This is a genomic window from Mesorhizobium sanjuanii, assembly GCF_002529485.1.
In the GTDB taxonomy this organism is placed as follows: Bacteria; Pseudomonadota; Alphaproteobacteria; order Rhizobiales; family Rhizobiaceae; genus Mesorhizobium; species Mesorhizobium sanjuanii.
Window position 1 is genome coordinate 1 of the sequence record NZ_NWQG01000031.1, and the last position, 19,089, is coordinate 19,089.

The following is a 19,089-nucleotide window of genomic DNA, read 5'->3' on the forward strand; positions in this document are numbered from 1 at the left end:
TTCATCGACATCCCGACCGGCGCGCTGCTCGGGTTTTTTGCGCTCTGGCTGTTTCCGGCCAAGGGCGAATTGCCGTTCGCCGGCTTTCGGCTGACCGCCGATGCGAAGGCCAGGTGGCTGGCGCGGTTTTATGCGCTGGGCGCGGTGCTGGCGCTGGCAGGTGCGGCTGCGGGCGCCTTCGTCTCGGCGCTGTGGCTCGTCCTGTTGTGGCCGGCGCTGGCGTTGGCCATCGTCGCCTTCGCCTATGCCGGGGCCGGCGCCAAAGTGTTCCAGAAAGCCGCCGACGGCAGCGTTTCGCTGGCGAGCCGCATCCTGCTTTGGCCATACCGGCTCGGCGCCAGGATCAACATATGGGCATGGACCCGCAAGCTTGCGCCTGAGATCGCGGTGGTCGACGGTGTCTCACTCGGCCGCTTTCCGACAGCGGCCGAAGCTGACGCCTTCGGCACGGTGATCGACCTTGCGGGCGAATTGGAAAGGCCGCGCGGCACCACCCGCCGCTGGACCAGCCTTCCCATGCTAGACCTCCTGCCGCCGCCGCAGGAACGGCTCGCTGAGGCAGTGGCAGCGATCGAGGACGCGCGCGGCCAAGGCACCGTGCTGGTCTGCTGCGCGCTCGGCTTCCAGCGCAGCGCCGGCGTCGTCGCCGCATGGCTGGTCGCCACCGGCCGGGCACCGACACCAGCACAGGCGCGCAAAAAGCTCGCTGCGGCGGGCCGGCCCGTGCATCTTCATATCGGAGCGGACGAGGCGGCATGAACAATGAGGCCTTTCAGGACAAAGCAGGCGCATTCGCCGCCGGGCTGATGGTGCAGGCGGCATGGCCGATTCTGCTGATCGCGGCTTGCGTGCTGGTGACGCCTGTCATCGGGCTGACGGCGGGGCCGCAGGCGACGCCGCTGTCGGCGGGGGCCTGGTTCGTGGCTGCCGCCAGTGCCCTGGCCACTCTCGCCTTCTCGACACTTATTCTGTTCGACGCCCTGCTGTTCCGGCTGATGGCGAGCCATGACGGCGAAGCAGCCGGCGGTGCCGCGGTCGACGATGTGCTGGCGCGCATGCGCCTGAAGCCCATCCCTACCGCGACCCGCTCGCTGGATGAACGCATGGCGGGCGCGCGCCGCCTGCTGATGAAGCAGCGTACCGCCTTTTGCCTGTTCGCTGCGGCGTCGCTCGTCGCGGCATTTATTTGAATCCGTCGATGACGATGCTTCACATCCGCGCCAACACCTTCACCTTGCTGCAGACCATGACCTCGGTCGGCCTGTCGGCGCTCGCCTGGGCGGTCACCGGCGTCAGGCCGATCTGGAGCGGCACCGAGCCGTCGGACCGGCAGCGCATCTACTTCGCCAACCATGCCAGCCACGGCGATTTCATCCTGTTGTCGGCCTGCCTCAGCGAGAAGCAGCGCGCCCGCACCCATGCCGTCGCCGCAGCCGAATATTGGGGCAGGTCGCGGCTGCGCCGCTTTATCGCGCAGGATATGCTGTCCTCCGTGCTCATCCACCGGCAGTGGACTGACGAGACGCAGAACCCGATCTCGATCATGCTGTCGGTGCTCGACGAAGGCCATTCGCTGATCATCTTCCCCGAAGGCACGCGCAACATGACCGACGAAGCCCTGCTGCCGTTTCGCTCCGGCCTCTACAATCTGTCGATGGCGCGGCCCGATGTCGAACTCATCCCCTGCTGGATCGAGAACATGTCGCGCGTGCTGCCCAAGGGCCAGTTCGTGCCGGTGCCGCTGCTTTGCCGTGTCGTCTTCGGTGCGCCATTGGCCATCGCGCCTGGCGAGGAACGCCGCGCCTTTCTCGACCGCGCCCGCCAGACGCTGCTTGCGCTGAACCCCCGCCCGCCGAGGCACGGTGCGGAAAAGCCGGTTGTCCGAAAGACATCACGCGACCAGAAGAGCTTGGAGCATCGGACGCGATCCGATATCCCTCACGACGCGCCAGGAGACGACTAGCCAACATGCCGATGCGCGAAACCCTGATCCTGGTCATCGGCCTCACGGCCGTGCTGACCATCGCGAACCTGATCGCCGGCATCCTGTCGTGGCGCGCGCCGAAGCCGCTCTCCTCAACGCTGGTCAACCTCAACCAGCGCATCAATGCCTGGTGGGTGATGGTCCTGGCCATCACCGTCGCCATGTTCCTGGGCCGCCGCGCAATGACCATCCTGTTCGCGCTGATCTCGTTTGCCGCCTTGCGCGAATTCGTGACGCTGACGCACAACCGGCGCAGCGATCACTGGGTGCTGCTTGGCATGTTCGGCATCATCATCCCGTTCCAGTACTGGCTGGTGTGGACCGCCTGGTACGGCCTCTTCACCATCTTCATTCCGGTCTATTGCTTCCTGCTGATGCCGGCCATCACCGCGCTGCATGGCGACACCGAGCGCTTTCTCGAACGCGTCTCGGCGCAGCAATGGGCGGTCATGATCTCGGTCTATTGCGTCAGCCATGTGCCGGCGCTGCTGACGCTGGAGGTTCCCGGCTTCGAAGGCCGCAACCTGTTGCTGATCGCCTTCCTGATCATCACCGTGCAAGGCAGCGACGTGTTGCAATATATCTTCGGCAAGCTGTTCGGCAGACATCTGTTGTCGCCGGCCGTCTCGCCGTCAAAGACCTGGGAAGGGCTGATCGGCGGGTTGGCGGCGTCGAGCCTGCTTGGCGCGCTGCTGTCGTTCCTGACGCCGTTTTCGCCGCTGCAGGCGGCGGGTGTCGCCTTCATCGCCTGCCTGATGGGCTTCCTCGGCGGGCTGGTCGCCTCGGCCATCAAACGCGACCAGGGAGTGAAGGACTGGGGCCATCTGATCGAGGGTCACGGCGGCATGATGGACCGCGCCGACAGCCTGGTCTTCGCCGCCCCGGTGTTCTTCCACACGGTGCGCTACTTCTGGACGTGAGAGCGACCGACAGCCTTACTTGCAGCAGCAGGCGGCGCTTTCTTGGCGGCGGGCGGCCGGCGGCGAATGCGGCGCTTGGCAGCAACGGCCTTCAGGGCAACCGGCGGATCGCTCGACAACGCGCCCCGCACGGCATCGACCATGCCATGCGCAACAAAATCGGCATTGATGTCGTTGGCCAATTTGGCGGCTGTCTCCTTGTCGCCGCCACCGGCCTCCGGCCAGAATACGATGCCGACCCGCAGCGCCGTTTTGACACGTTTCAGCCGGCGGACCAGGAAACGGGCGTGTTTGACGGAGTCGCGGTTCAGGAATCCGACCACGACGGTGTCGACAGCGTCGAGTTCGAGCCGGCGAATGCTCGCCGGATCCATGTCGGCAAAGCTCGCCTTCGATATCGTTGCGCCCTGGACTTCCAGCACCTGCGCCAGCATGGCGGCGGCGGCATCATCGAGTTCGCCGCGTCCGCCGGCACACAGCACCGCCATGTCCGTGCCATCGGGCAACTCGATGTCGTCCTCGCCTTCCTGAGCCTCCTTGTCCTTGCGTGAGCCGGCTTCCTCGGCGGCAGCCGGGTCTTCCTCCTCTGCTTCTTCCTGTGCGCTGTCGTCCAGGTTCGCCACCAGCGTCTGCGCACTGGCCGCCACCTGCCGTCTTTGCTCTTCGCCCATCACACCCCGCATGCGGTCCTGTTCACCGAGCAGAAGTGCCGGAATGGCGACCTTGTCGTAGAATTCGACCAGATATTTTTCTTCCAGAATCTCCTCGGCATGATCCGTGGCTTCATCGGGGTCGCCGGCCAGCAGGCGCTGGTAAAGCCGGGCATGCGGTTCGAGAACGGGTTCGTTGCCGAACAGGACGTCGAGGAATTCGAACTGCGGCACGTGCCTGCCGAGCACGACGAGACAGACCGTGAGCGGCGTCGACAGAACCAGGCCCAGCGGACCCCAGAGCCAGGTCCAGAAGATCGCCGCGACAATGATGGCCAAAGGTGAAAGTCCGGTGCGCGAGCCGTAGAGCCAAGGTTCGACGACGTTGCCGGTGATCATTTCCATGACCACGAACAGCCCGGCGGTCCACAGCACAAGCGACCAGCCCGGCGCCACGGCCAGCGCCAGGAACAAAGGCAGCAACGCGCCAATGACCGGGCCGATATAGGGAACGAATCGCAGTGCAAGCGCCAGCAATCCCCACAGCAGTGCGTTGGGTATGCCCAGAACCCAAAGCCCGAACGCAATCGGCACGGCATAGACCATGTTCACAACCAATTGCATGAGCAGGTATCTGCCGACCCGCTTGCCGGCATCCTGGAGCGCCTCGGTGGTTCGATGAAGATCGCCATACCCGACGAGGCGTATGAAACGATCACGCAGGTCCTCGCGCTCGAGTAGCATGAAGATGACGACGACGATGATCAGGCCGGCCGACGCCAGCGGGCTGATCAGCGGGCCGATCAGGTTCTGGAGGACCTGGAGCGGTCTTTCACGCGCGACAATCTCGACAGGCACCGGCACGCGCTCGGGCTCATCCGCGGTGGGTTGTGAGGCTTCCTGCCTGTCGAGTTCCTGGCCAACGCGTTCGATCACCCCGCTCAGTCTGGCAACGATGCCGCCACCGACGCCGGTTTCCTTCAGGGACCTGACCTTGGTCAGGATATTCGACTGGTAGAGCGGGATGTTCTGGGCCAGTTCGCTGACCTGCGTGGCGACAATGAAAGAGAACAACGCAAGGATCGTGAAGGCACCCAGCACGCTGGCGATGACGGCCGGGAGACGTGGAACGCCGACTCGCTTGAGTCCGGAAACCATGGGCGCGAGCGCGAAGGTAAGCAGCAGGGCGATTGCGATCGGCAGAAAAACCTCGCGCCCGAAATAGAGAGCCGCAACCGCCGCCACAACAGTCGCGATGGTGGGCAACGACATGCGCGGAATGGTTCTGGCAGAAGAAACAATGCCCATCAGCCCGGGCTCGGCCGGCTGCATACCGTTTCGACGATTGGCCGCCACTTGATACCTCCCCTGCCACAGCCATGATCAGGCATGTTGAGCCGGCGTGCAACTTTCGCTTCTTCGCGCCGGCGAGTTCGAAGACGCGAGAGGCAAGGGCGGGCGCCTGGCGGCCAGACGGGCGCTCGGTCGCCGGACACAACAACTGACGTACTGATCGGTTCCGCGAAAGCAGAAGACGAGGTCAGGCTTAGTCCGACTGGCGCAGCCAATGACGGTCGAACACGTCGTGGCTGGGCCGCGATCGGAGTGCTCGTTCGCGCACCTCGGTATCAGCCGACCCTGACGACGAAGTGCTTGGTTACCGGCTCGACGATCTTCCACGTTCCCCTGAAATCGGCTTCGACCACGAAGGCATCGCCAGGGCCGACTTCGACGGGCGTGCCGCCATCGGGCGTGATGACGATGCGGCCCGAGATCATGTGCACGAATTCGTAATCGGTATAGGTCGCGTGATAGGTGCCGGGGGTGGCCTGCCAGGTTCCCGACATGACCTTGCCGTCTTCGGTGGTGTGCTGGACGGCGGTCTTCATGGTCGGGCTGCCGTCGACCACGACCCAGCCAGCGAGGTCGCCGGCCTCGGCGTTTTCGACGGCGCCGAATTTGAGGATGGTCTTGTCTGTCATGGTCGGGCTCCCTTTGAGCTGCGCCGGCATCGGCTGCCGTCAATAGCCGATGCCCCGGACATCGGCAACGCGAATGCCCTGCCTTCGCACTGGCGGCGGTCCGCTTGACCTTACGCCATCCGCGAGATAGGGCCGGTCCCGGCACCCCCACCGGCCCGATGAAAGACCCGATATGACGGACACGATCGTAAGAGACAGCAACGGCACTCCGTTGAACGAGGGCGATTCCGTGACCCTGATCAAGGATTTGAAGGTCAAGGGCACATCGGAGACGATCAAGCGCGGCACGCTGGTGAAGAACATCCGTCTCAATGGCAATCCCGGCGAGATCGAGTGCAGCACCAGGCAGGTGAAAGGCCTGGTGCTGAAAACCGAGTTCCTGAAAAAGGCGTGATCGCGTAAGTTTTTGGCCCGATTCGCTTGGGCTTTGTCGACGCCGGGGGCACCTTCTTGAAGGCCGGTTGAAGCGTAATTACATCGATAGTTAAGCGTGCATTTGCACGCGAATATCGTGCTTTGTTCAAGCTTCATCTGTGGAGGTTGTCATGGCAAACCTGATGGAAGGAAAGAAGGCCCAGGATTGGATCAATCTGGTCCTTGCGATCTGCCTCTTCATCTCACCCTGGATCATCGGCTTCGTCACGGAAGCCAGTCCTGCGTGGAACGCCTGGATTTCCGGCATTGTGCTGGGTGCCCTGGCGCTCGCCGCGCTCTCGGCGTTCGCCGAGTGGGAAGAGTGGCTGAACCTTGTTGTAGGGCTCTGGCTGATCGTCTCGCCCTGGTTGCTCGGCTTCGCCGCGAGCGCCAATGCAATGGGGACCCATGTGGTCCTCGGCGTGCTGGTTGTCGCCGCTTCGGCCTGGGCAGTCTGGGACTACCGTCACCCGCACGCGCACGCGTGATGGTGCGGACCAAGGGGGGAGCCCGGCGCGTGAGTGTCAGGCTCCTCTAAAAGGCTGGATGAACATACAAGCCCGCAAGTCGGGCGAGGTGGCGCTTGGCGCGCAAAAAACGGCCAGCAGCAATACAAACCGGGCAGCAGCGCCGACCTCTGGGCCATTTGCCGCTGCCTCTACCCGCCAATCTTCTCCTTATGTTGCACTGCGTTAGATTTGTTGCATTGCAATATCGACACATCGCGTCGAGGTTTCGCGTCGGGTGGGCCGTCAACGACCAACACGGGGGTTCGTCGTGTCAGCATCGTTCCGGCCTGATATCGAGGGGCTGCGGGCGCTCGCGGTGTCGGGCGTCATCGCGTTCCATTTCGGCCTGTCGGATCTGCCCGGCGGCTTCACCGGCGTCGACATCTTCTTCGTTATCTCCGGCTACCTGATCACCGGTCAGTTGCTGCGCGAAATCGACGACACCGGCAGGCTGGACCTGTGGCGCTTCTATGCCCGGCGCGCCAGGCGGCTGCTGCCGGCCTCGCTGTTCGTCATCCTGGTCACGCTCGTCGCCGGCTATTTCATCCTGGCGCCGGAGGAACAGTCGCTCTATTCGAAAGGCGCCATGTTCGCGTCGGCCTATGCGATCAATTTCTGGCTGATCCGCTGGTCGTTCGACTATTTCGCCCCGGATGCGGCGAACAACCCCTTCATCCACTTCTGGTCACTCTCGGTCGAGGAGCAGTTCTATCTCGCATGGCCGGCGCTGCTGCTGCTTGCCGCTTGGCTGCGCCCGGGCAGGCGCGCGGCGATCCTGGTGATCGGCATCGCCGGTGTGGTGTCGTTCGCCGTCTGCGCCTGGCTGACGGAAATATCACAGCCCTGGGCCTTCTATTTCTCGCCGCTCAGGGCCTGGGAATTCGCGGCCGGCGGCCTGGCGACGATGGCGCCGGCAGGATTCTGGCGGCAGCGCCCGCAACTTGGCGCGGCATGCGCATGGCTTGGCCTGGCGCTGATCGCCGGCGCCTATCTGACCTTCAGCGAGGACGCCCCCTTCCCCGGCGTGATGGCCTTGGTGCCTGTGGCCGGCGCGGTGCTGTTGCTGCTGAGCGGCTCCGGCACTACGCAAAGCGGGCCAAGCGCCGTGCTGTCGCTTCCGCCCTTGCAATGGCTGGGAAAGCTTTCCTATTCGCTCTATCTCTGGCACTGGCCGGTCATCGTCTATGCCGCGATGCTGGTTCCCGACCTGTCGCTTGCCGATCGGCTCGGCTGCCTGGCGCTGACGCTGGCGCTGTCGATCTTCACCTATAATTTCATCGAGAACCCGATCCGCCGCAATGGCTGGCTGATGGCCAATGCGGCGCGGGCGCTGGTGCCGGCCGTCCTCCTGACCGGCACCGGCGTCGCAGCCGCTTACGCCAACGCGCGCCTAGCCGTGCACGATATCGCCCCCGAACAGCGCATCATCGCCGAAAGCGCCGCACTGCCCTCCACGGCGCGCGCCGGGGGCTGCATTATCGGCTTCGAGGATGTCACGCCAAAACACTGCGTGTTCGGCGCCAAAAACGCCGAAGGTTCGATCGCACTGTTCGGCGATTCACATGCCGACCACTGGTCGACGCCGCTGATCGAGGCGGCTGAAAAGCACAACTACCGGGTCCTCACCTGGCTCAAATCCTCCTGCCGGGCCTCTCGGTTGACGATCTGGGTCACCAAGCTGAAGCGCGACTACACCGAGTGCGACCAATGGCGCGCGCAGTCGATCAAGGAGATCATCGCCGCGCGGCCGAGCCTGGTGGTGATCTCGGAGATCGCGCTGGCCAGCTCGCGCAAGATGTCGCCCGATGCCAAAGTATCCGCCAGCCAGGATGCGGAATGGCGCGCCGGCTTGCGCGCCACAATCGAGGCGTTCAGCCGGGCCGGGCTGAAGGTCGCCTTCATCCGCGACGTGCCCTTCAACGACGAGCCGGTCGACACCTGCGTGGCCCGCGCCCTGTGGCGGGGGCAGACACCGTCGCTGTGCGACCAGACGCGGGCCTACGCCGTCAACGACGCGGCCGCCGCGGTGGAGCGCGACATCGTGCGCTCGATACCGAACGCCATTTATGTCGACATGACCGACCAGTTCTGCGACGCCGAGACCTGCCATGTCCTCATCGGCGGCAAGCTCGCCTATCGCGACCGCCATCATTTGGCGACGCCCTTTGCGCAGACGCTGGAGCGGCCTCTCGAGCGCGCGCTGTTCTCCAACATGGTGACAGCTACCGTAAAGTGACGCAGGCGCCCGCCTCCGCTACGGCCCGCCTTCGCTAGGACAGGTCTTCGTCGTCCGGCGTCTCGAGCAGCTCGATCAGCGCCGCCACCCTTGCCGACGGCAGTTGTCGGCCTTCGTTCACCAGCGCCTCGTCGGCCCCGATCCAGGCAAAAGCCTCGCGCAGTTCCTCGATCGTCGCGCCGGTTGAGACGATGTCGGCGATGACGGCCTCGTCGACCGGCCCCAGCACCGAAATGATGTCGTCGCGTGTCATGCTCACCTCCATGTGGGTCACCTCCACGGGACAGTGCCGGGAACCGGCATCCTGCAAACTGGCAACACATGGAATCTGGGCCTGATGGCGCGGCTGGCAATAAGCGGAGCGAAGTTGGCGGCGGCGTGAGCGGATCGGCCAGAGGCTCGGCGGCGCGAACTGACCTCTGCTTGCCGAATTGCCGGACGGAAAATGGCGGGGCAAAGGCCCGCCATTTTCCGTGCCGGACCAGGCAGCAAACCGAAATCTGCCGGCACGCACTTCACCGAATTGACGATCCCTGCTAGGCCGACTTCCCGTTGTGGCCTGGAAATTCGCATGAAGCCTCTCAGATATCTGCTTGCGGCCTGTCTGCTGGCGCCGCCGGTTGCCCAGGCGCAGACGGCACAATGGAAGCCGGTCGAACAGGTCGAGACCTACGCCATCTCGGGGCAGACCGGACCAGAACTCTATGCCTCGATAGGCGAGCGCGGCCCTACGATCGGCAAGAGCAAGCACCGCGTCATCGCGCATACCAATTTCAAGCTGACCTGGGTCAGGGATTATCAGCCGCAAGGCGATGCCTGCGTGCTGGCCTCGGCGCGGCCGAAGCTGATCATCACCTACACCTTGCCCAAGCCGTCAAAGCCGCTGCCGGCCGCAGTCCGGAAAAGCTGGGAGGTTTTTTCCGCCGGCATCGCCGCCCATGAAAAGGTGCATGGCGCCGCAATCGCCGACATGGTGCGCCAGATCGAAGCCGTGAGCGTCGGGCTGACCGTGGCCGCAGACCCCGGCTGCAAGAAGATCAGGACCGAGCTGACCAGCCGGCTCTCCGAACTCTCCCAGGCCCAGCGCCAGGCAAGCCGCGACTTCGACCGCGTCGAATTCGGCCAGGGCGGCAACATGCAGCGGCTCATCGTCGGGCTGCTGATGGGACGGTAGGGCTGCGGGCGGCGAGATGGCGCTGGAAAGCATGGCAAGGCTGGCGGGACAGAGGGGGGCGCCGTAGAGCACTGCCCTCAATTGCCCGACATTTTTCACCCCGCCACCGGCGTCCACATCACATCCTCCACCTTGCCCGCCCCCGTCGCCAGCATCACCAGCCGGTCGAAGCCGAGTGCCGAACCGCTGGCTTGCGGCATGATGGCCAGGGCCGCGAGGAAATCCTCGTCGAGCGGATAGCGCTCGCCATAGATGCGCTGCTTCTCGTCCATCTCGATCTCAAAACGCCGGCGCTGTTCGGCGGCGTCGGTCAGTTCCCCGAAGGCGTTGGCGAGTTCCACCCCGCAGCAATAGAGCTCGAAGCGCTCGGCGATCCTTGCGTCCTCCCCGCTCGGCCGGGCAAGGGCTGCCTCGGAGATCGGGTAGCCGTGGAGGATGGTGGCCCGCCCCTGCCCCAGCATCGGCTCGATCTTTTCCACCATCACCCGGCTGAACAGATCGGCCCAATTGTCATCGGGCGCCGTGCGCAAGCCCGCCTCGACCAGTGCCGCATGCAGCGCCTCGCGATTGGTGCCGCCGTCCGCCCCCACCGTGGCCAAGAGGTCGATGCCGGCATAGTGCGTAAAAGCCTCAGCTACGCTCAACCGTTCCGGCTCGGCGAACGGATCGGCCTCGCGGCCGCGAAAGGCAAAACGCCTGGCGCCCGCCTGCTCCGCGGCAAGAGCGACCAGCCCGGCGCAATCCTGCATCAGGCTCTCATAGGTTTCCTCGGCCCGGTACCATTCGAGCATGGTGAAGGACGGATGGTGCAGAGGCCCGCGCTCGCGGTTGCGGTAGACGGCGCCGAGGCTGAACAGCCGCTTCTCGCCGGCGGCGAGCAGCTTCTTGCAGGCGAATTCCGGCGAGGTGTGGAGATAGAGCGGCTGGCGGGCGCCATCCGGCCCGATCGCCTCGGTGGCGAAGGCCGACAGATGCGCCTCATTGCCGGGCGAGACCTGCAGGGCCGCGGCCTCCACCTCGATGAAATCGCGCCGCGCGAACCAGTCGCGAAAGGCCGCGGCAATGCGGTTGCGCAGGATCAGCCGCGGCCGGCGATCGGCATGGACGTGCGGCGTCCACCAGGGCGAAGCGCCGGTCATGCGAACCGGAATTGCACAGAAGGCTGGCGGTTCAGGCCAAGATGCGCTAGGGCGACGGCTCGCGCGGCCGATTTGCGCCGATCAACCGTTTCAGGCCGGCAAGGCCAACCAACCAGTGCAGGATTGAAAATCGTGGTGAAGGTCATCGCCAGTTCCCTACGCAAAGGCAACGTCGTCGATAAGGACGGCAAGCTTTACGTGATCCTCTTTGCCGAAAACATCCACCCTGGCAAGGGCACGCCGGTGACCCAACTCGACATGCGCCGCATAGCCGACGGGGTGAAGGTTTCGGAGCGCTATCGCACCACCGAGCAGGTCGAGCGCGCCTATGTTGAGGAGCGCGAGCACACCTTCCTCTATCATGACGCCGAAGGCTTCCATTTCATGAACCCGGAAACCTACGACCAGGTGGCGGTGCCCGAAAGCGTGGTCGGCGACATGGCGCCCTATCTCTCCGAAGGCATGGCGGTGCAGGTCTCGCAGCACAATGGCATCGCCATCTCGCTGGTGCTGCCGCAGCGGGCCACTTTCGAAGTGGTCGAGACCGAGCCGGTGACCAAGGGCCAGACGGCTTCCTCCTCCTACAAGCCAGCGCTGCTCTCCAACGGCGTCCGCACCGCCGTGCCGCCGCACATCTCAGCCGGCACGCGGGTTGTGGTGATGACGGCGGACGGGGCGTATGTGGAGCGGGCGAAGGATTAGAGGCCGGCCGTCTCGCCACGAGCCCAATCGCCTGTTGCCGCTGGACCACATGCTGGGAAACGGTGTTCGATCCGTTCCGAGGCGGCGGAATGATCGCTCACGTCGCCGCCCCTCATTTTAAACCCGCGACCTTGCGCAGCGCGTCGTTCATACGCGTCTGCCAGCCCTGGCCATCGGCGCGGAAGTGTTCGAGCACGTCAGCATCTATTCGCAGCTTAACGGCCTCCTTGGGATACTCCAATCGTGGACGGCCACGTCGCCGGAACAGGTCATCCGCCGGTGGATTGTCGGGATCGGCGAGGGCATCCTTCGTGATGGCCACGTCCTCTTCATCCGTTAGCGCCTCCAGCGCAGCCTGGGCTCGCTGGCGCGCCGTCTCCCGCTTGTCGGGAAACGCATTCAGCTTCTGCGCATATGCCATGGCAGGCGCGGTCTTTTTCTTCACATCATATCTTTTCGACATAGGCCTTGATCTCCCTACTGTTGGCTTTGCGCAGCGAAATGACGTGGCAGGCATCGCCGCGAATGGTGAAGACCAGCACATGCATCCGCTGGCCGATGAAGCCGATGGCCACTTCACGGACCTCGCCATAGTCCTTCCTGTCGTCAACGGCGATAAGCGCGGCCGCGAACTCGAACTGGCTGGCGACGGAAAAGTCGATGCCGCGATCAGCCAGGTTGCGAGCATTCTTGGCGGGGTCAAATGTGAAGGACGATGGCTTCCTCATATATTTTATGTACCCCCAAAAAATAAATCGCAACTATTTTTTTGGGGGTACGTTTAATATTTTTCGAGGTGAGCGCATATGGCCGCCGTCTCCTCGATCGTCCGCCATACCTTCTACTCAGCCATGTCGACTTCGACGTGTTTGCGATCTTGCTCGAAGCGCGCCGCATTCAAGGTGGCGGGGCGCAAAGAGGGTTCCAACAAGCAGCCAGTCTGCACCAGATAAGGGCTGCGCTCCGGCGTCGCCTTTTTGTTTGCAGGCCATCCGCCGCCGGGCGCGATCGCTGGCGGGATAGCTCCTCTCACCCCACCCTTCTCCCCAGCATCATCCCGTAATGCACCGCCAACAAATCCAGCCCGACCTTCAGCAGCTTCGTCACCACATCCCTGCCCTCGCCGGTCTGCTCGGCCACGCTTTTCACCGATTCGCCTAGGCAGCAAACCCTCTGCACCACACCGGCCACCTCCCAGTGCGCCAGCGTCTTGCCGGCACTGGCGTGGGCGCGACCGGCTGAGAGGATGCGGTCGGCGACGCCCCCGTCCTTGCGGCCGCCATCGACGCGCTCGGTCCAGGTCATCGGCTTGACGCCATCCTGCTGCGAGACGCGGAAATCCTCGCGGTAGCGCAGGCCAGCCTCGCGCTGCTGGTGAGACAGCGAGGTGATGCCGGTGAGCGGGTCGATAGTGCGCACCCGCACGATGCCGCCGGTCGAGGTATGGCCGTCATTGGACACCTCGTAGACGCGCCGCGCCTCGGCCGTACCGGTGGCGAGCCGCTTGCGGCCGAACCTGTCGTCCTTCAGCGCGAAATCATGGCCGATCTCCTTGCGGATGCGCACCTGTTCGGCCTCAGCTTTGGGCAGTTTCGGCGCCTTGGGCCTGGTGTTCCTGGCGGTCTTCTTGCTCATGGGGTTCGTCCTCCTGGGTTTGGTTCAGGCCTTGGCGGCGGCATCCGCCAGCGCCGTGCGGCGGCGGTCGTAAAAACGCGCCGCGTGGTGGGCGCAGTAGCTCTTCAGCGCCCGCGTGCGCAGGCCGCAGCACAGCATCTCGGCTCCCGGCCGGGCGCCGGGTGCGTCGTTTTCGGGGTCTTCCTCCAGCGTCAGGTCGAGCGGCGCGCGGCAGCGGTTGAACAGACAATCGATGAAACGCATGGCCGCGACATGCGGTTGGGGCCCGGCGGGGTGCGGCGTCGGCGGCTTGACGGCCCCGCTCTTCTGCACCGGATGGTCCCGTCCGGAGCGCTGCGGCAACCAAACCGGCGGCGCCAAGCGAACCGACTTGACGTGGCTTGCCGGCTTCAACGGCCTGACCGCTGTAAGCCCGCACTGTTCGGGCAGTTCCGCTTGCCCCGGCAGCTTTGCTTGCCCCGGCAACTTCGCTTGCCCTCCGGGCCTGGCTTGCTTTGCCGACTGGCCCGGCTTTGCCGCGTTCTTTCTCGGCCGCCCGCCGGACCTGCCGCCGCCGGGATTGGCAAAGCCGATGGCACTTAGCGAGGCGTCGCGGTGGACGATGCCGACAACGGCATTGCGCGAAACCGCACTGCCGCGCAGGGCGCTCAGCCGGTCGGATATGTTCGAGGCCGACAGCCCGTCCTTCAGCCAGCGGGCGATCGCTTCCAGTTCGGTGTCGGTATAGGAGGCCATTGTCTTGATCCGTGCAGCGTGTTGGACAGCCTCCGGCCACGCCGGGAGACGCTCGAAAGGTTTTGGTTGTTCAGATCCGGCTAGAGGCCGTCAGAGGCGCCGACCGGAGGCGGTCAGCGCTCGGTCGGCGGTGCGGTGCTGGCTTGGCCGGCGATGCGGCCAAGCTTCGCCTCGGCCGCATCGCGGCTGGCGCCGGACATCGCCCTGCCCGTCCGCCGGTCCAGGACAATGACGGTGCCGTCCTCGGTACGGATGCACGATTTGCTCCCCGCACCGCGCACAGGCGAACCGGCCCGTTTGTCGCCGAAATTCGTGGCCGGAGGCGCGAGGCCTCCGGCCGTTCCGGTCGCCGGGGGAGACGGCGCCGGATCCGAGGCGTCAGCCTCGGGCTTCGTCCCGGCCGGGGAGGAGGACAGCCGGGACGGATGCGAAAATGAAAAGTGGCGATGCGGCTTGTGCATGGCTGGATATAAGCATAACTCAAAAATTAATGCAAGTCATTCTTGCATGGACGAAACCGAATCTTATGTTTCAGATGGCGCCATGACGAAAACCCCATTGTCGATCAAGGTCGGAGCGGCGATCCGCAAGGCGCGCAAGCAGCGCGGCCTGGTGATGCGCCATATTGCCGAGCACAACGACACCGATGTCGCTGCCGTCGGCAATTGGGAAACCGGCCGCAACCTGCCCAAGACCGAGAACCTGCTGAAGACCGCCGCCTTCCTGCGCGTCGACCCGGTGGCGCTGGGCAAGGGCGAGGTCGTCTTCCTCGACGATGCCGACAACGTCGCCGACGCCGAGATCGTCACCGATCCCGCCCCCTTGCCCGCCGGTCCGATGGACATCAAGATTTTCGGCGCCGCCGTTGGCGGCGACGATGGCGACTTCACCTTCAACGGCGAGACGGCCGGTTACGTCCAGCGCCCGCCGGGCATAAAGCATCTGCAAAATGTGTTTGCGCTGCATGTGCTCAGCGACTCGATGGTGCCGCGCTACGAGCCGGGCGACATGATCTATTGCGGCGGCCGCGACGCCGTGCCCGGCGACCATGTGGTGATCGAGACGCTGCCCGAAGAGGGCGAACGCAACGGCAAGGCCTTCGTCAAGAAGCTGGTCAAGCGCACCGCCGGCGAGCTGGTCGTCGAGCAATACAATCCGCCCAAGACGCTGACCTTCAACCGCTACGCGATCAAAAGCGTCTTCCGCGTCATCCCGCTCAAGGAACTGCTGGGGTATTGAGTGCGCCCTCTTCCTTCTCCCCCTGTGGGCCAGCGTGCGCACAGAGGGAGAAGGGATCGCGCCCTTCAAGCCCGCCTGGTTCGCTCCAGCGGCGCCTCGCGCTCGTTTCGCCTCTGCGCTTCCCTGCGCCGCCGCTCATGCTCTTCGATGAATGCCGCCTGGATCGACACCGCCCTGCCCGGCAGGCCGTCGGCGCGGCAGGCCGAGCAGCAAAGGCGCTCCGAAAGTGCCGCCAGCGGCGTCTGTCCGCTCACCCCGTGACGCCCGAGTTCGGCCGGCTTCCACCATCTGTTGCGACCGCAGTCGATGCATTCGACCGCAATCGAAACGACATCGGCGATCGTCGCCTCCTTGCCCGGCAATGTCATCGTCACTTCGCCCCTGTGTTCCTGTTTTGTTCTCATCATTATTGGTTTTTCCGCGGGAGTCGAGTCGGTTCCGCTCAACTCAGTATAAAAGTTTCGCTTGTGCTATTTTTTGAGTTATGCTTATATTTATGAAAGCCACCGTCGCCACCGACACCGATGGGCGGCAGGCCCGGCCGTCGGCATTGAGGACGTGACGATGGACGCCACCCAATTCGCCCATGACTGCGGCTACACCGGCGACAGCCCGGCCATGCTGGCCGCGTTGGCGGCCATCCGCCTCGACGGCATAGCCAGGGCCCGGCAGGGCCATGACCAGCGCAAGGCGGTGGTCGACCGGCTGAAGCAGAGCGAGGCCCTGTTCCTGGCGGCGATCGGTCCGGCGCTGTCGGCGCAGGAGGCGATCGAAGATGCCGCCCGCTTCATCGCCTGCTATCGCAACATGCCGCGCTGGCGAAAGGAGCGGCGCCTGCCCGATCTCACCCGCGCCAGACAGCAGCGGCTGCTGGCGCGCTTCTTCCGCCGCTACGGCCAGCGCCTCTGGGCACGGGAAGCCGCGTGAGCCGAGGCGGAAGCCCCTCCCCGAACCAAAGTTGGGTTCTAGAAGTCGGGCGCCGTGCGGCGGCGTGTGTCGCCATGGGCCGCGACATAGTCGATGTCGGACCGGCTGATGCCGATGTCCCTGAGCATGAAATCGGGCATCGCCTCGAGATGACGGCGGTCGCGGCGCGAGCGCCAGCCGCGCATCATTCGCGCCAGCATGGCGAGCGCAAGACACCGGAGGGGCGACGCGATGCGCTTTTGCGTGAAGGCGTGGTCGCCGCTCGTCTTGATCAAAGTCATGGCTCAAACCTCTTATCGGCCACTGCCGGCCTCCCTCGCGGAGAGGCCGGGTGCTGGTGCGATCTTCCTCGCGGATGCCTGAGACGGCCGGCTACATCCCCTTCATCGCGTCGCAGGACACGTTCGGGTTCATGTCGGCGAAGGTGCCGGTCGGGTTGTGTTTCCAGGCCCAGACGTGCAGCTCGTAGAACGGGCCGAGACCGTAGCGGTTGGGTGCGCTGTTGAAGTTGAACAGCTGCCCTTCGAGCGAGGCCGGGCCTTTCGAGGTGATATATTCGACCGCCACCAGTTTCAGCGTGCCGTCGGCCATCGGCTCGTACATCACCGCTTCCGGCTTGCCGACATCGACCGCGTCATCCCTGAGATAGGTGGCATTGACATAGTGGATGCCCATGGCGCCGCCGGTCAGGCCGCTGGCGCAGGGGATCGGCGCATAGCCTTCGGCGGTCGCCGCCGACACGGTCTCGAAGCGGCTGTTGGCCGCCCGCACCTTGTCGGCCAGCGGGCTGGCGCCGTGGGCCTGGGTGGCAGTGGCCACGATCGAAAGCAGGGATGAAGCGGCAAGGCGCCGCGTCCAAAGCGTGATGGTCATTTTCTTTCCATTCGTTGGTGTTGGCGGAACGGGCGCGTGCGCCGCGTTTGCCGCATGTCTCGATTTGATCTGCCCGATTCAATTTGCAAGGATCAGGCCCTATCTCATTGTTTGGGCATGATCTTTCCGCTCAAGGTTTGGCGCGCCTCAGCTGGCCGTCGCAGGTCCGATGAACGCCGCGATCTCGGTCACCTTGTTGGCCGGGAAGCCGCCCTCGCGGGCATGCCGCTCGACGACATCGGCGCTCTCCGCTTCGTGGACGCAGTAGATCTTGTCGCCGGCGACATAGGAGGTCACCCATTTATAGGGCGCGCCGAGCCCGGCCACGACCGCGTTGGACTTCGCCGAGATATCCTTCAGCTCGGCGGGGCTGAGTTTGTCGGCACCCGGAATCTCGCGTTCGATGATGAATGTTGGCATTGTCGGTCTCCATTGCTACCTTGTTGCGTTGACTTGTTGGGTCCACGGGGGCCTTGAAACCGGTCGCCGTTGGACCCGGTGCGCCGCGACACAAAAAAACGCGCGCGATCGGTCACACGCTTCGTCCCACGGTCGCCGCGCAAGGCTGTGGCGGTCGCTGTCGGATGGTGGAAAAGCGTGGGCGGGAAAATCAAACTCCTTGGCGAACCGGCGATCCTCGATGCCGCCGGGCAAAGCCAGCCGGTGCGCGGCCATCAGGCCTGGGCGCTGCTTGCCCGCCTGGCGCTGGGGCGCGCTCCGCTTGACCGGCGCAGCCTGGCGGCGGAGCTGTTTCCCGAAACCGTCGATCCGCTCGGCTCCCTGCGCTGGTGCCTGGCTTCGCTGCGCAAGGCGCTCAACGCGTCGGAATGCCTGAACGGCGATCCGGTCGAGTGCCGCTTTGCCGCCGACATCGAGGTCGATGTCTGGAACCTCGACCGCGATGATTTCGATGTCGAGCAGGCCGGCCCGCTCCTGGGCAACCTGGAGCCCCGCTGCAGCCCGGAATTCTCGACCTGGCTGCTGGTCGAGCGCGAACGCATTGCCGGCGTTGTCGAAGCGCGGATCAGGCAAGAGACCATCCGGGCAATGTCCATCGACGACCATGGCCGCGCCACGCGGCTGGCCGAGCTCGGCGTCAGGCGCAGCCCGTATGACGAAGGCGCCCATATCCTGCTGGTCAAAAGCCTGGCGCTGGCCGGGCGCTATGACGCCGCACTCGGTCAGGTCGAGGCGGCGGAAGCCGTGTTCCTGGCCGAGCTGGGCGAAAAGCCGTCGGCGGCACTGCGCAGTGCGGCTCGCCGCACCATTGCCTCGCCACCCGGCGGCATTTCGCCGGAAGCCTTCGTCAGGTCGCTGGTGCAATCCGGTCTTGCCGCGCTCTCGGCCGGTGCGGCGGATGCAGGCATCGATTGCCTGCGCCGCGCGGTCCGCGACGCCGAGAAGACCAATGACCCGCATCTCACGGCCACCGCCACCTTCGAGCTCGGCACCGCTCTGGTTCATTCGGTGAGGGGCTATGACGACGAGGGCTCGATCCTGCTTCGCCAGAGCACCGAGCTGGCACGGCGCTCAGGCAGCGCCGGCGTCGCCTCGGCGGGCTTTCGCGAGCTTGGCTATGTCGAGGCGCTGGCCGGCCGCCGCCCGACGGCCGCCGCCTATCTGGCGCAGGCGGTCGAATTGGCCGAGGATAGCGATGCGCTCGCCGGCATCCACGGCGTCATCGGCTTCAACCTGGTCGACTGGGGCCGCATCGAAGAAGGGCTGGACAACTACGCCCTGTCCCTGGAGCACGCCCGCTCCGCCGGCAACCGCCGCCGCGAGATCTGGGCGCTGGGGCTGGGCGGCTGGGGCCTGCTTGCGGCGGACCGGCTGCCGGAAGCCGATAGCTGGCTCGGCGATTGCCTGGCGCTGGTCGATGAACAGCGCTGGATTTCCTTCCGGCCATGGCCGGTCGCGGTGCTGAGCGAATCCCGAACCCGCCAGCAGGCGAGCCCGCGGGAGCTGCGGCC

The 19,089-nt window shown here is 65.0% G+C and carries 25 protein-coding genes; 12 read left to right on the forward strand and 13 right to left on the reverse strand.

Annotation, left to right across the window (positions count from 1 at the left end; translation table 11 throughout):
• The 4 genes from CN311_RS06300 to CN311_RS06315 form a co-directional block, all read left to right on the forward strand.
• Positions 1 to 759: protein-tyrosine phosphatase family protein (locus CN311_RS06300; RefSeq protein ID WP_208866440.1), on the forward strand; the 759-nt coding region annotated here is incomplete at its 5' end.
• Complete coding sequence (locus CN311_RS06305; RefSeq protein ID WP_097572476.1) at positions 756 to 1,190, forward strand: hypothetical protein; 435 nt, start codon at positions 756 to 758, stop codon at positions 1,188 to 1,190. The genes CN311_RS06300 and CN311_RS06305, both read left to right, overlap by 4 nt.
• A 14-nt stretch (positions 1,191 to 1,204) precedes the next feature.
• Positions 1,205 to 1,963: a lysophospholipid acyltransferase family protein gene (locus CN311_RS06310; protein ID WP_097572494.1), complete on the forward strand. Its 759-nt coding sequence runs from the start codon at positions 1,205 to 1,207 to the stop codon at positions 1,961 to 1,963.
• 11 nt (positions 1,964 to 1,974) lie between these two features.
• Entirely contained in the window at positions 1,975 to 2,904 is a 930-nt protein-coding gene (locus CN311_RS06315; protein ID WP_097572495.1) for a phosphatidate cytidylyltransferase, read from the forward strand.
• On the opposite strand, the gene CN311_RS06320 is transcribed toward CN311_RS06315, so the two are convergent.
• Together CN311_RS06320 and CN311_RS06325 are read right to left on the reverse strand one after the other, a co-directional pair.
• The gene (locus tag CN311_RS06320) at positions 2,889 to 4,910 is read right to left on the reverse strand and encodes an AI-2E family transporter (protein WP_165779612.1); all 2,022 of its coding nucleotides are present in this window, start codon (positions 4,908 to 4,910) and stop codon (positions 2,889 to 2,891) included. The genes CN311_RS06315 and CN311_RS06320 overlap by 16 nt on opposite strands.
• 272 nt (positions 4,911 to 5,182) lie before the next feature.
• Positions 5,183 to 5,536, reverse strand: coding sequence for a cupin domain-containing protein (locus tag CN311_RS06325; RefSeq protein WP_097572496.1), 354 nt, complete (start codon positions 5,534 to 5,536; stop codon positions 5,183 to 5,185).
• Between the two features lie 172 nt (positions 5,537 to 5,708).
• On the opposite strand from CN311_RS06325, the gene CN311_RS06330 reads away from it, so the two are divergent.
• From CN311_RS06330 to CN311_RS06340, 3 genes are all read left to right on the forward strand, one after another.
• Positions 5,709 to 5,930 (forward strand): alkylphosphonate utilization protein, encoded by a 222-nt coding sequence (locus CN311_RS06330; protein ID WP_097572478.1) that lies wholly within the window; start codon positions 5,709 to 5,711, stop codon positions 5,928 to 5,930.
• Between the two features lie 151 nt (positions 5,931 to 6,081).
• Positions 6,082 to 6,438 carry an SPW repeat protein gene (locus tag CN311_RS06335; RefSeq protein ID WP_097572479.1) on the forward strand — a complete coding sequence of 119 codons (357 nt, stop codon included), beginning with the start codon at positions 6,082 to 6,084 and terminating at the stop codon, positions 6,436 to 6,438.
• A gap of 289 nt (positions 6,439 to 6,727) precedes the next feature.
• Complete coding sequence (locus tag CN311_RS06340; protein WP_097572480.1) at positions 6,728 to 8,695, forward strand: acyltransferase family protein; 1,968 nt, start codon at positions 6,728 to 6,730, stop codon at positions 8,693 to 8,695.
• Between the two features lie 34 nt (positions 8,696 to 8,729).
• On the opposite strand, the gene CN311_RS06345 is transcribed toward CN311_RS06340, so the two are convergent.
• A complete protein-coding gene (locus CN311_RS06345; RefSeq protein ID WP_097572497.1) occupies positions 8,730 to 8,948 on the reverse strand; it encodes an RNA-binding protein in 219 nt (72 codons plus the stop codon).
• 318 nt (positions 8,949 to 9,266) lie between these two features.
• Here CN311_RS06345 and CN311_RS06350 point away from each other — a divergent pair, with 318 nt between their 5' ends.
• On the forward strand, positions 9,267 to 9,869 hold the full coding sequence (locus CN311_RS06350) for a DUF922 domain-containing Zn-dependent protease (protein WP_097572481.1): 603 nt from the start codon (positions 9,267 to 9,269) through the stop codon (positions 9,867 to 9,869).
• A gap of 95 nt (positions 9,870 to 9,964) precedes the next feature.
• Here CN311_RS06350 and epmA read toward each other — a convergent pair whose 3' ends face one another.
• The gene (gene epmA, locus CN311_RS06355) at positions 9,965 to 11,008 is read right to left on the reverse strand and encodes an EF-P lysine aminoacylase EpmA (protein ID WP_097572482.1); all 1,044 of its coding nucleotides are present in this window, start codon (positions 11,006 to 11,008) and stop codon (positions 9,965 to 9,967) included.
• 135 nt (positions 11,009 to 11,143) lie between these two features.
• On the opposite strand from epmA, the gene efp reads away from it, so the two are divergent.
• Complete coding sequence (gene efp / locus CN311_RS06360; protein WP_165779614.1) at positions 11,144 to 11,710, forward strand: elongation factor P; 567 nt, start codon at positions 11,144 to 11,146, stop codon at positions 11,708 to 11,710.
• Between the two features lie 112 nt (positions 11,711 to 11,822).
• Here the strand turns inward: efp and CN311_RS06365 are convergent, their stop codons facing one another.
• From CN311_RS06365 to CN311_RS32895, 5 genes are all read right to left on the reverse strand, one after another.
• A complete protein-coding gene (locus tag CN311_RS06365) occupies positions 11,823 to 12,155 on the reverse strand; it encodes a BrnA antitoxin family protein (protein ID WP_245440743.1) in 333 nt (110 codons plus the stop codon).
• Position 12,156: 1 nt separating this feature from the next.
• Positions 12,157 to 12,438, reverse strand: a complete 282-nt coding sequence (locus CN311_RS06370) for a BrnT family toxin (RefSeq protein ID WP_097572483.1) — start codon at positions 12,436 to 12,438, stop codon at positions 12,157 to 12,159.
• A 301-nt stretch (positions 12,439 to 12,739) separates the two neighbouring features.
• Positions 12,740 to 13,345, reverse strand: a complete 606-nt coding sequence (locus CN311_RS06375; protein WP_097572484.1) for a DUF6456 domain-containing protein — start codon at positions 13,343 to 13,345, stop codon at positions 12,740 to 12,742.
• Positions 13,346 to 13,369: 24 nt separating this feature from the next.
• Entirely contained in the window at positions 13,370 to 14,080 is a 711-nt protein-coding gene (locus tag CN311_RS06380; protein WP_097572485.1) for a GcrA family cell cycle regulator, read from the reverse strand.
• A gap of 113 nt (positions 14,081 to 14,193) precedes the next feature.
• Positions 14,194 to 14,541, reverse strand: a complete 348-nt coding sequence (locus CN311_RS32895) for a hypothetical protein (protein ID WP_097572486.1) — start codon at positions 14,539 to 14,541, stop codon at positions 14,194 to 14,196.
• Between the two features lie 82 nt (positions 14,542 to 14,623).
• Here CN311_RS32895 and CN311_RS06390 point away from each other — a divergent pair, with 82 nt between their 5' ends.
• Positions 14,624 to 15,319, forward strand: a complete 696-nt coding sequence (locus CN311_RS06390) for an XRE family transcriptional regulator (protein ID WP_208866443.1) — start codon at positions 14,624 to 14,626, stop codon at positions 15,317 to 15,319.
• Between the two features lie 65 nt (positions 15,320 to 15,384).
• Here the strand turns inward: CN311_RS06390 and CN311_RS06395 are convergent, their stop codons facing one another.
• Positions 15,385 to 15,726, reverse strand: coding sequence for a hypothetical protein (locus tag CN311_RS06395; protein WP_245440744.1), 342 nt, complete (start codon positions 15,724 to 15,726; stop codon positions 15,385 to 15,387).
• A 157-nt stretch (positions 15,727 to 15,883) separates the two neighbouring features.
• Here CN311_RS06395 and CN311_RS06400 point away from each other — a divergent pair, with 157 nt between their 5' ends.
• On the forward strand, positions 15,884 to 16,246 hold the full coding sequence (locus CN311_RS06400) for a hypothetical protein (RefSeq protein ID WP_097572489.1): 363 nt from the start codon (positions 15,884 to 15,886) through the stop codon (positions 16,244 to 16,246).
• Between the two features lie 38 nt (positions 16,247 to 16,284).
• Here CN311_RS06400 and CN311_RS06405 read toward each other — a convergent pair whose 3' ends face one another.
• From CN311_RS06405 to CN311_RS06415, 3 genes are all read right to left on the reverse strand, one after another.
• Positions 16,285 to 16,527 (reverse strand): YjiS-like domain-containing protein, encoded by a 243-nt coding sequence (locus CN311_RS06405; RefSeq protein WP_097572490.1) that lies wholly within the window; start codon positions 16,525 to 16,527, stop codon positions 16,285 to 16,287.
• A gap of 91 nt (positions 16,528 to 16,618) precedes the next feature.
• Positions 16,619 to 17,119, reverse strand: a complete 501-nt coding sequence (locus tag CN311_RS06410; protein WP_097572491.1) for a hypothetical protein — start codon at positions 17,117 to 17,119, stop codon at positions 16,619 to 16,621.
• A gap of 147 nt (positions 17,120 to 17,266) precedes the next feature.
• Positions 17,267 to 17,539, reverse strand: a complete 273-nt coding sequence (locus CN311_RS06415; protein WP_097572492.1) for a DUF4242 domain-containing protein — start codon at positions 17,537 to 17,539, stop codon at positions 17,267 to 17,269.
• Positions 17,540 to 17,716: 177 nt separating this feature from the next.
• On the opposite strand from CN311_RS06415, the gene CN311_RS06420 reads away from it, so the two are divergent.
• Positions 17,717 to 19,089: AfsR/SARP family transcriptional regulator (locus tag CN311_RS06420; protein WP_165779613.1), on the forward strand; the 1,373-nt coding region annotated here is incomplete at its 3' end.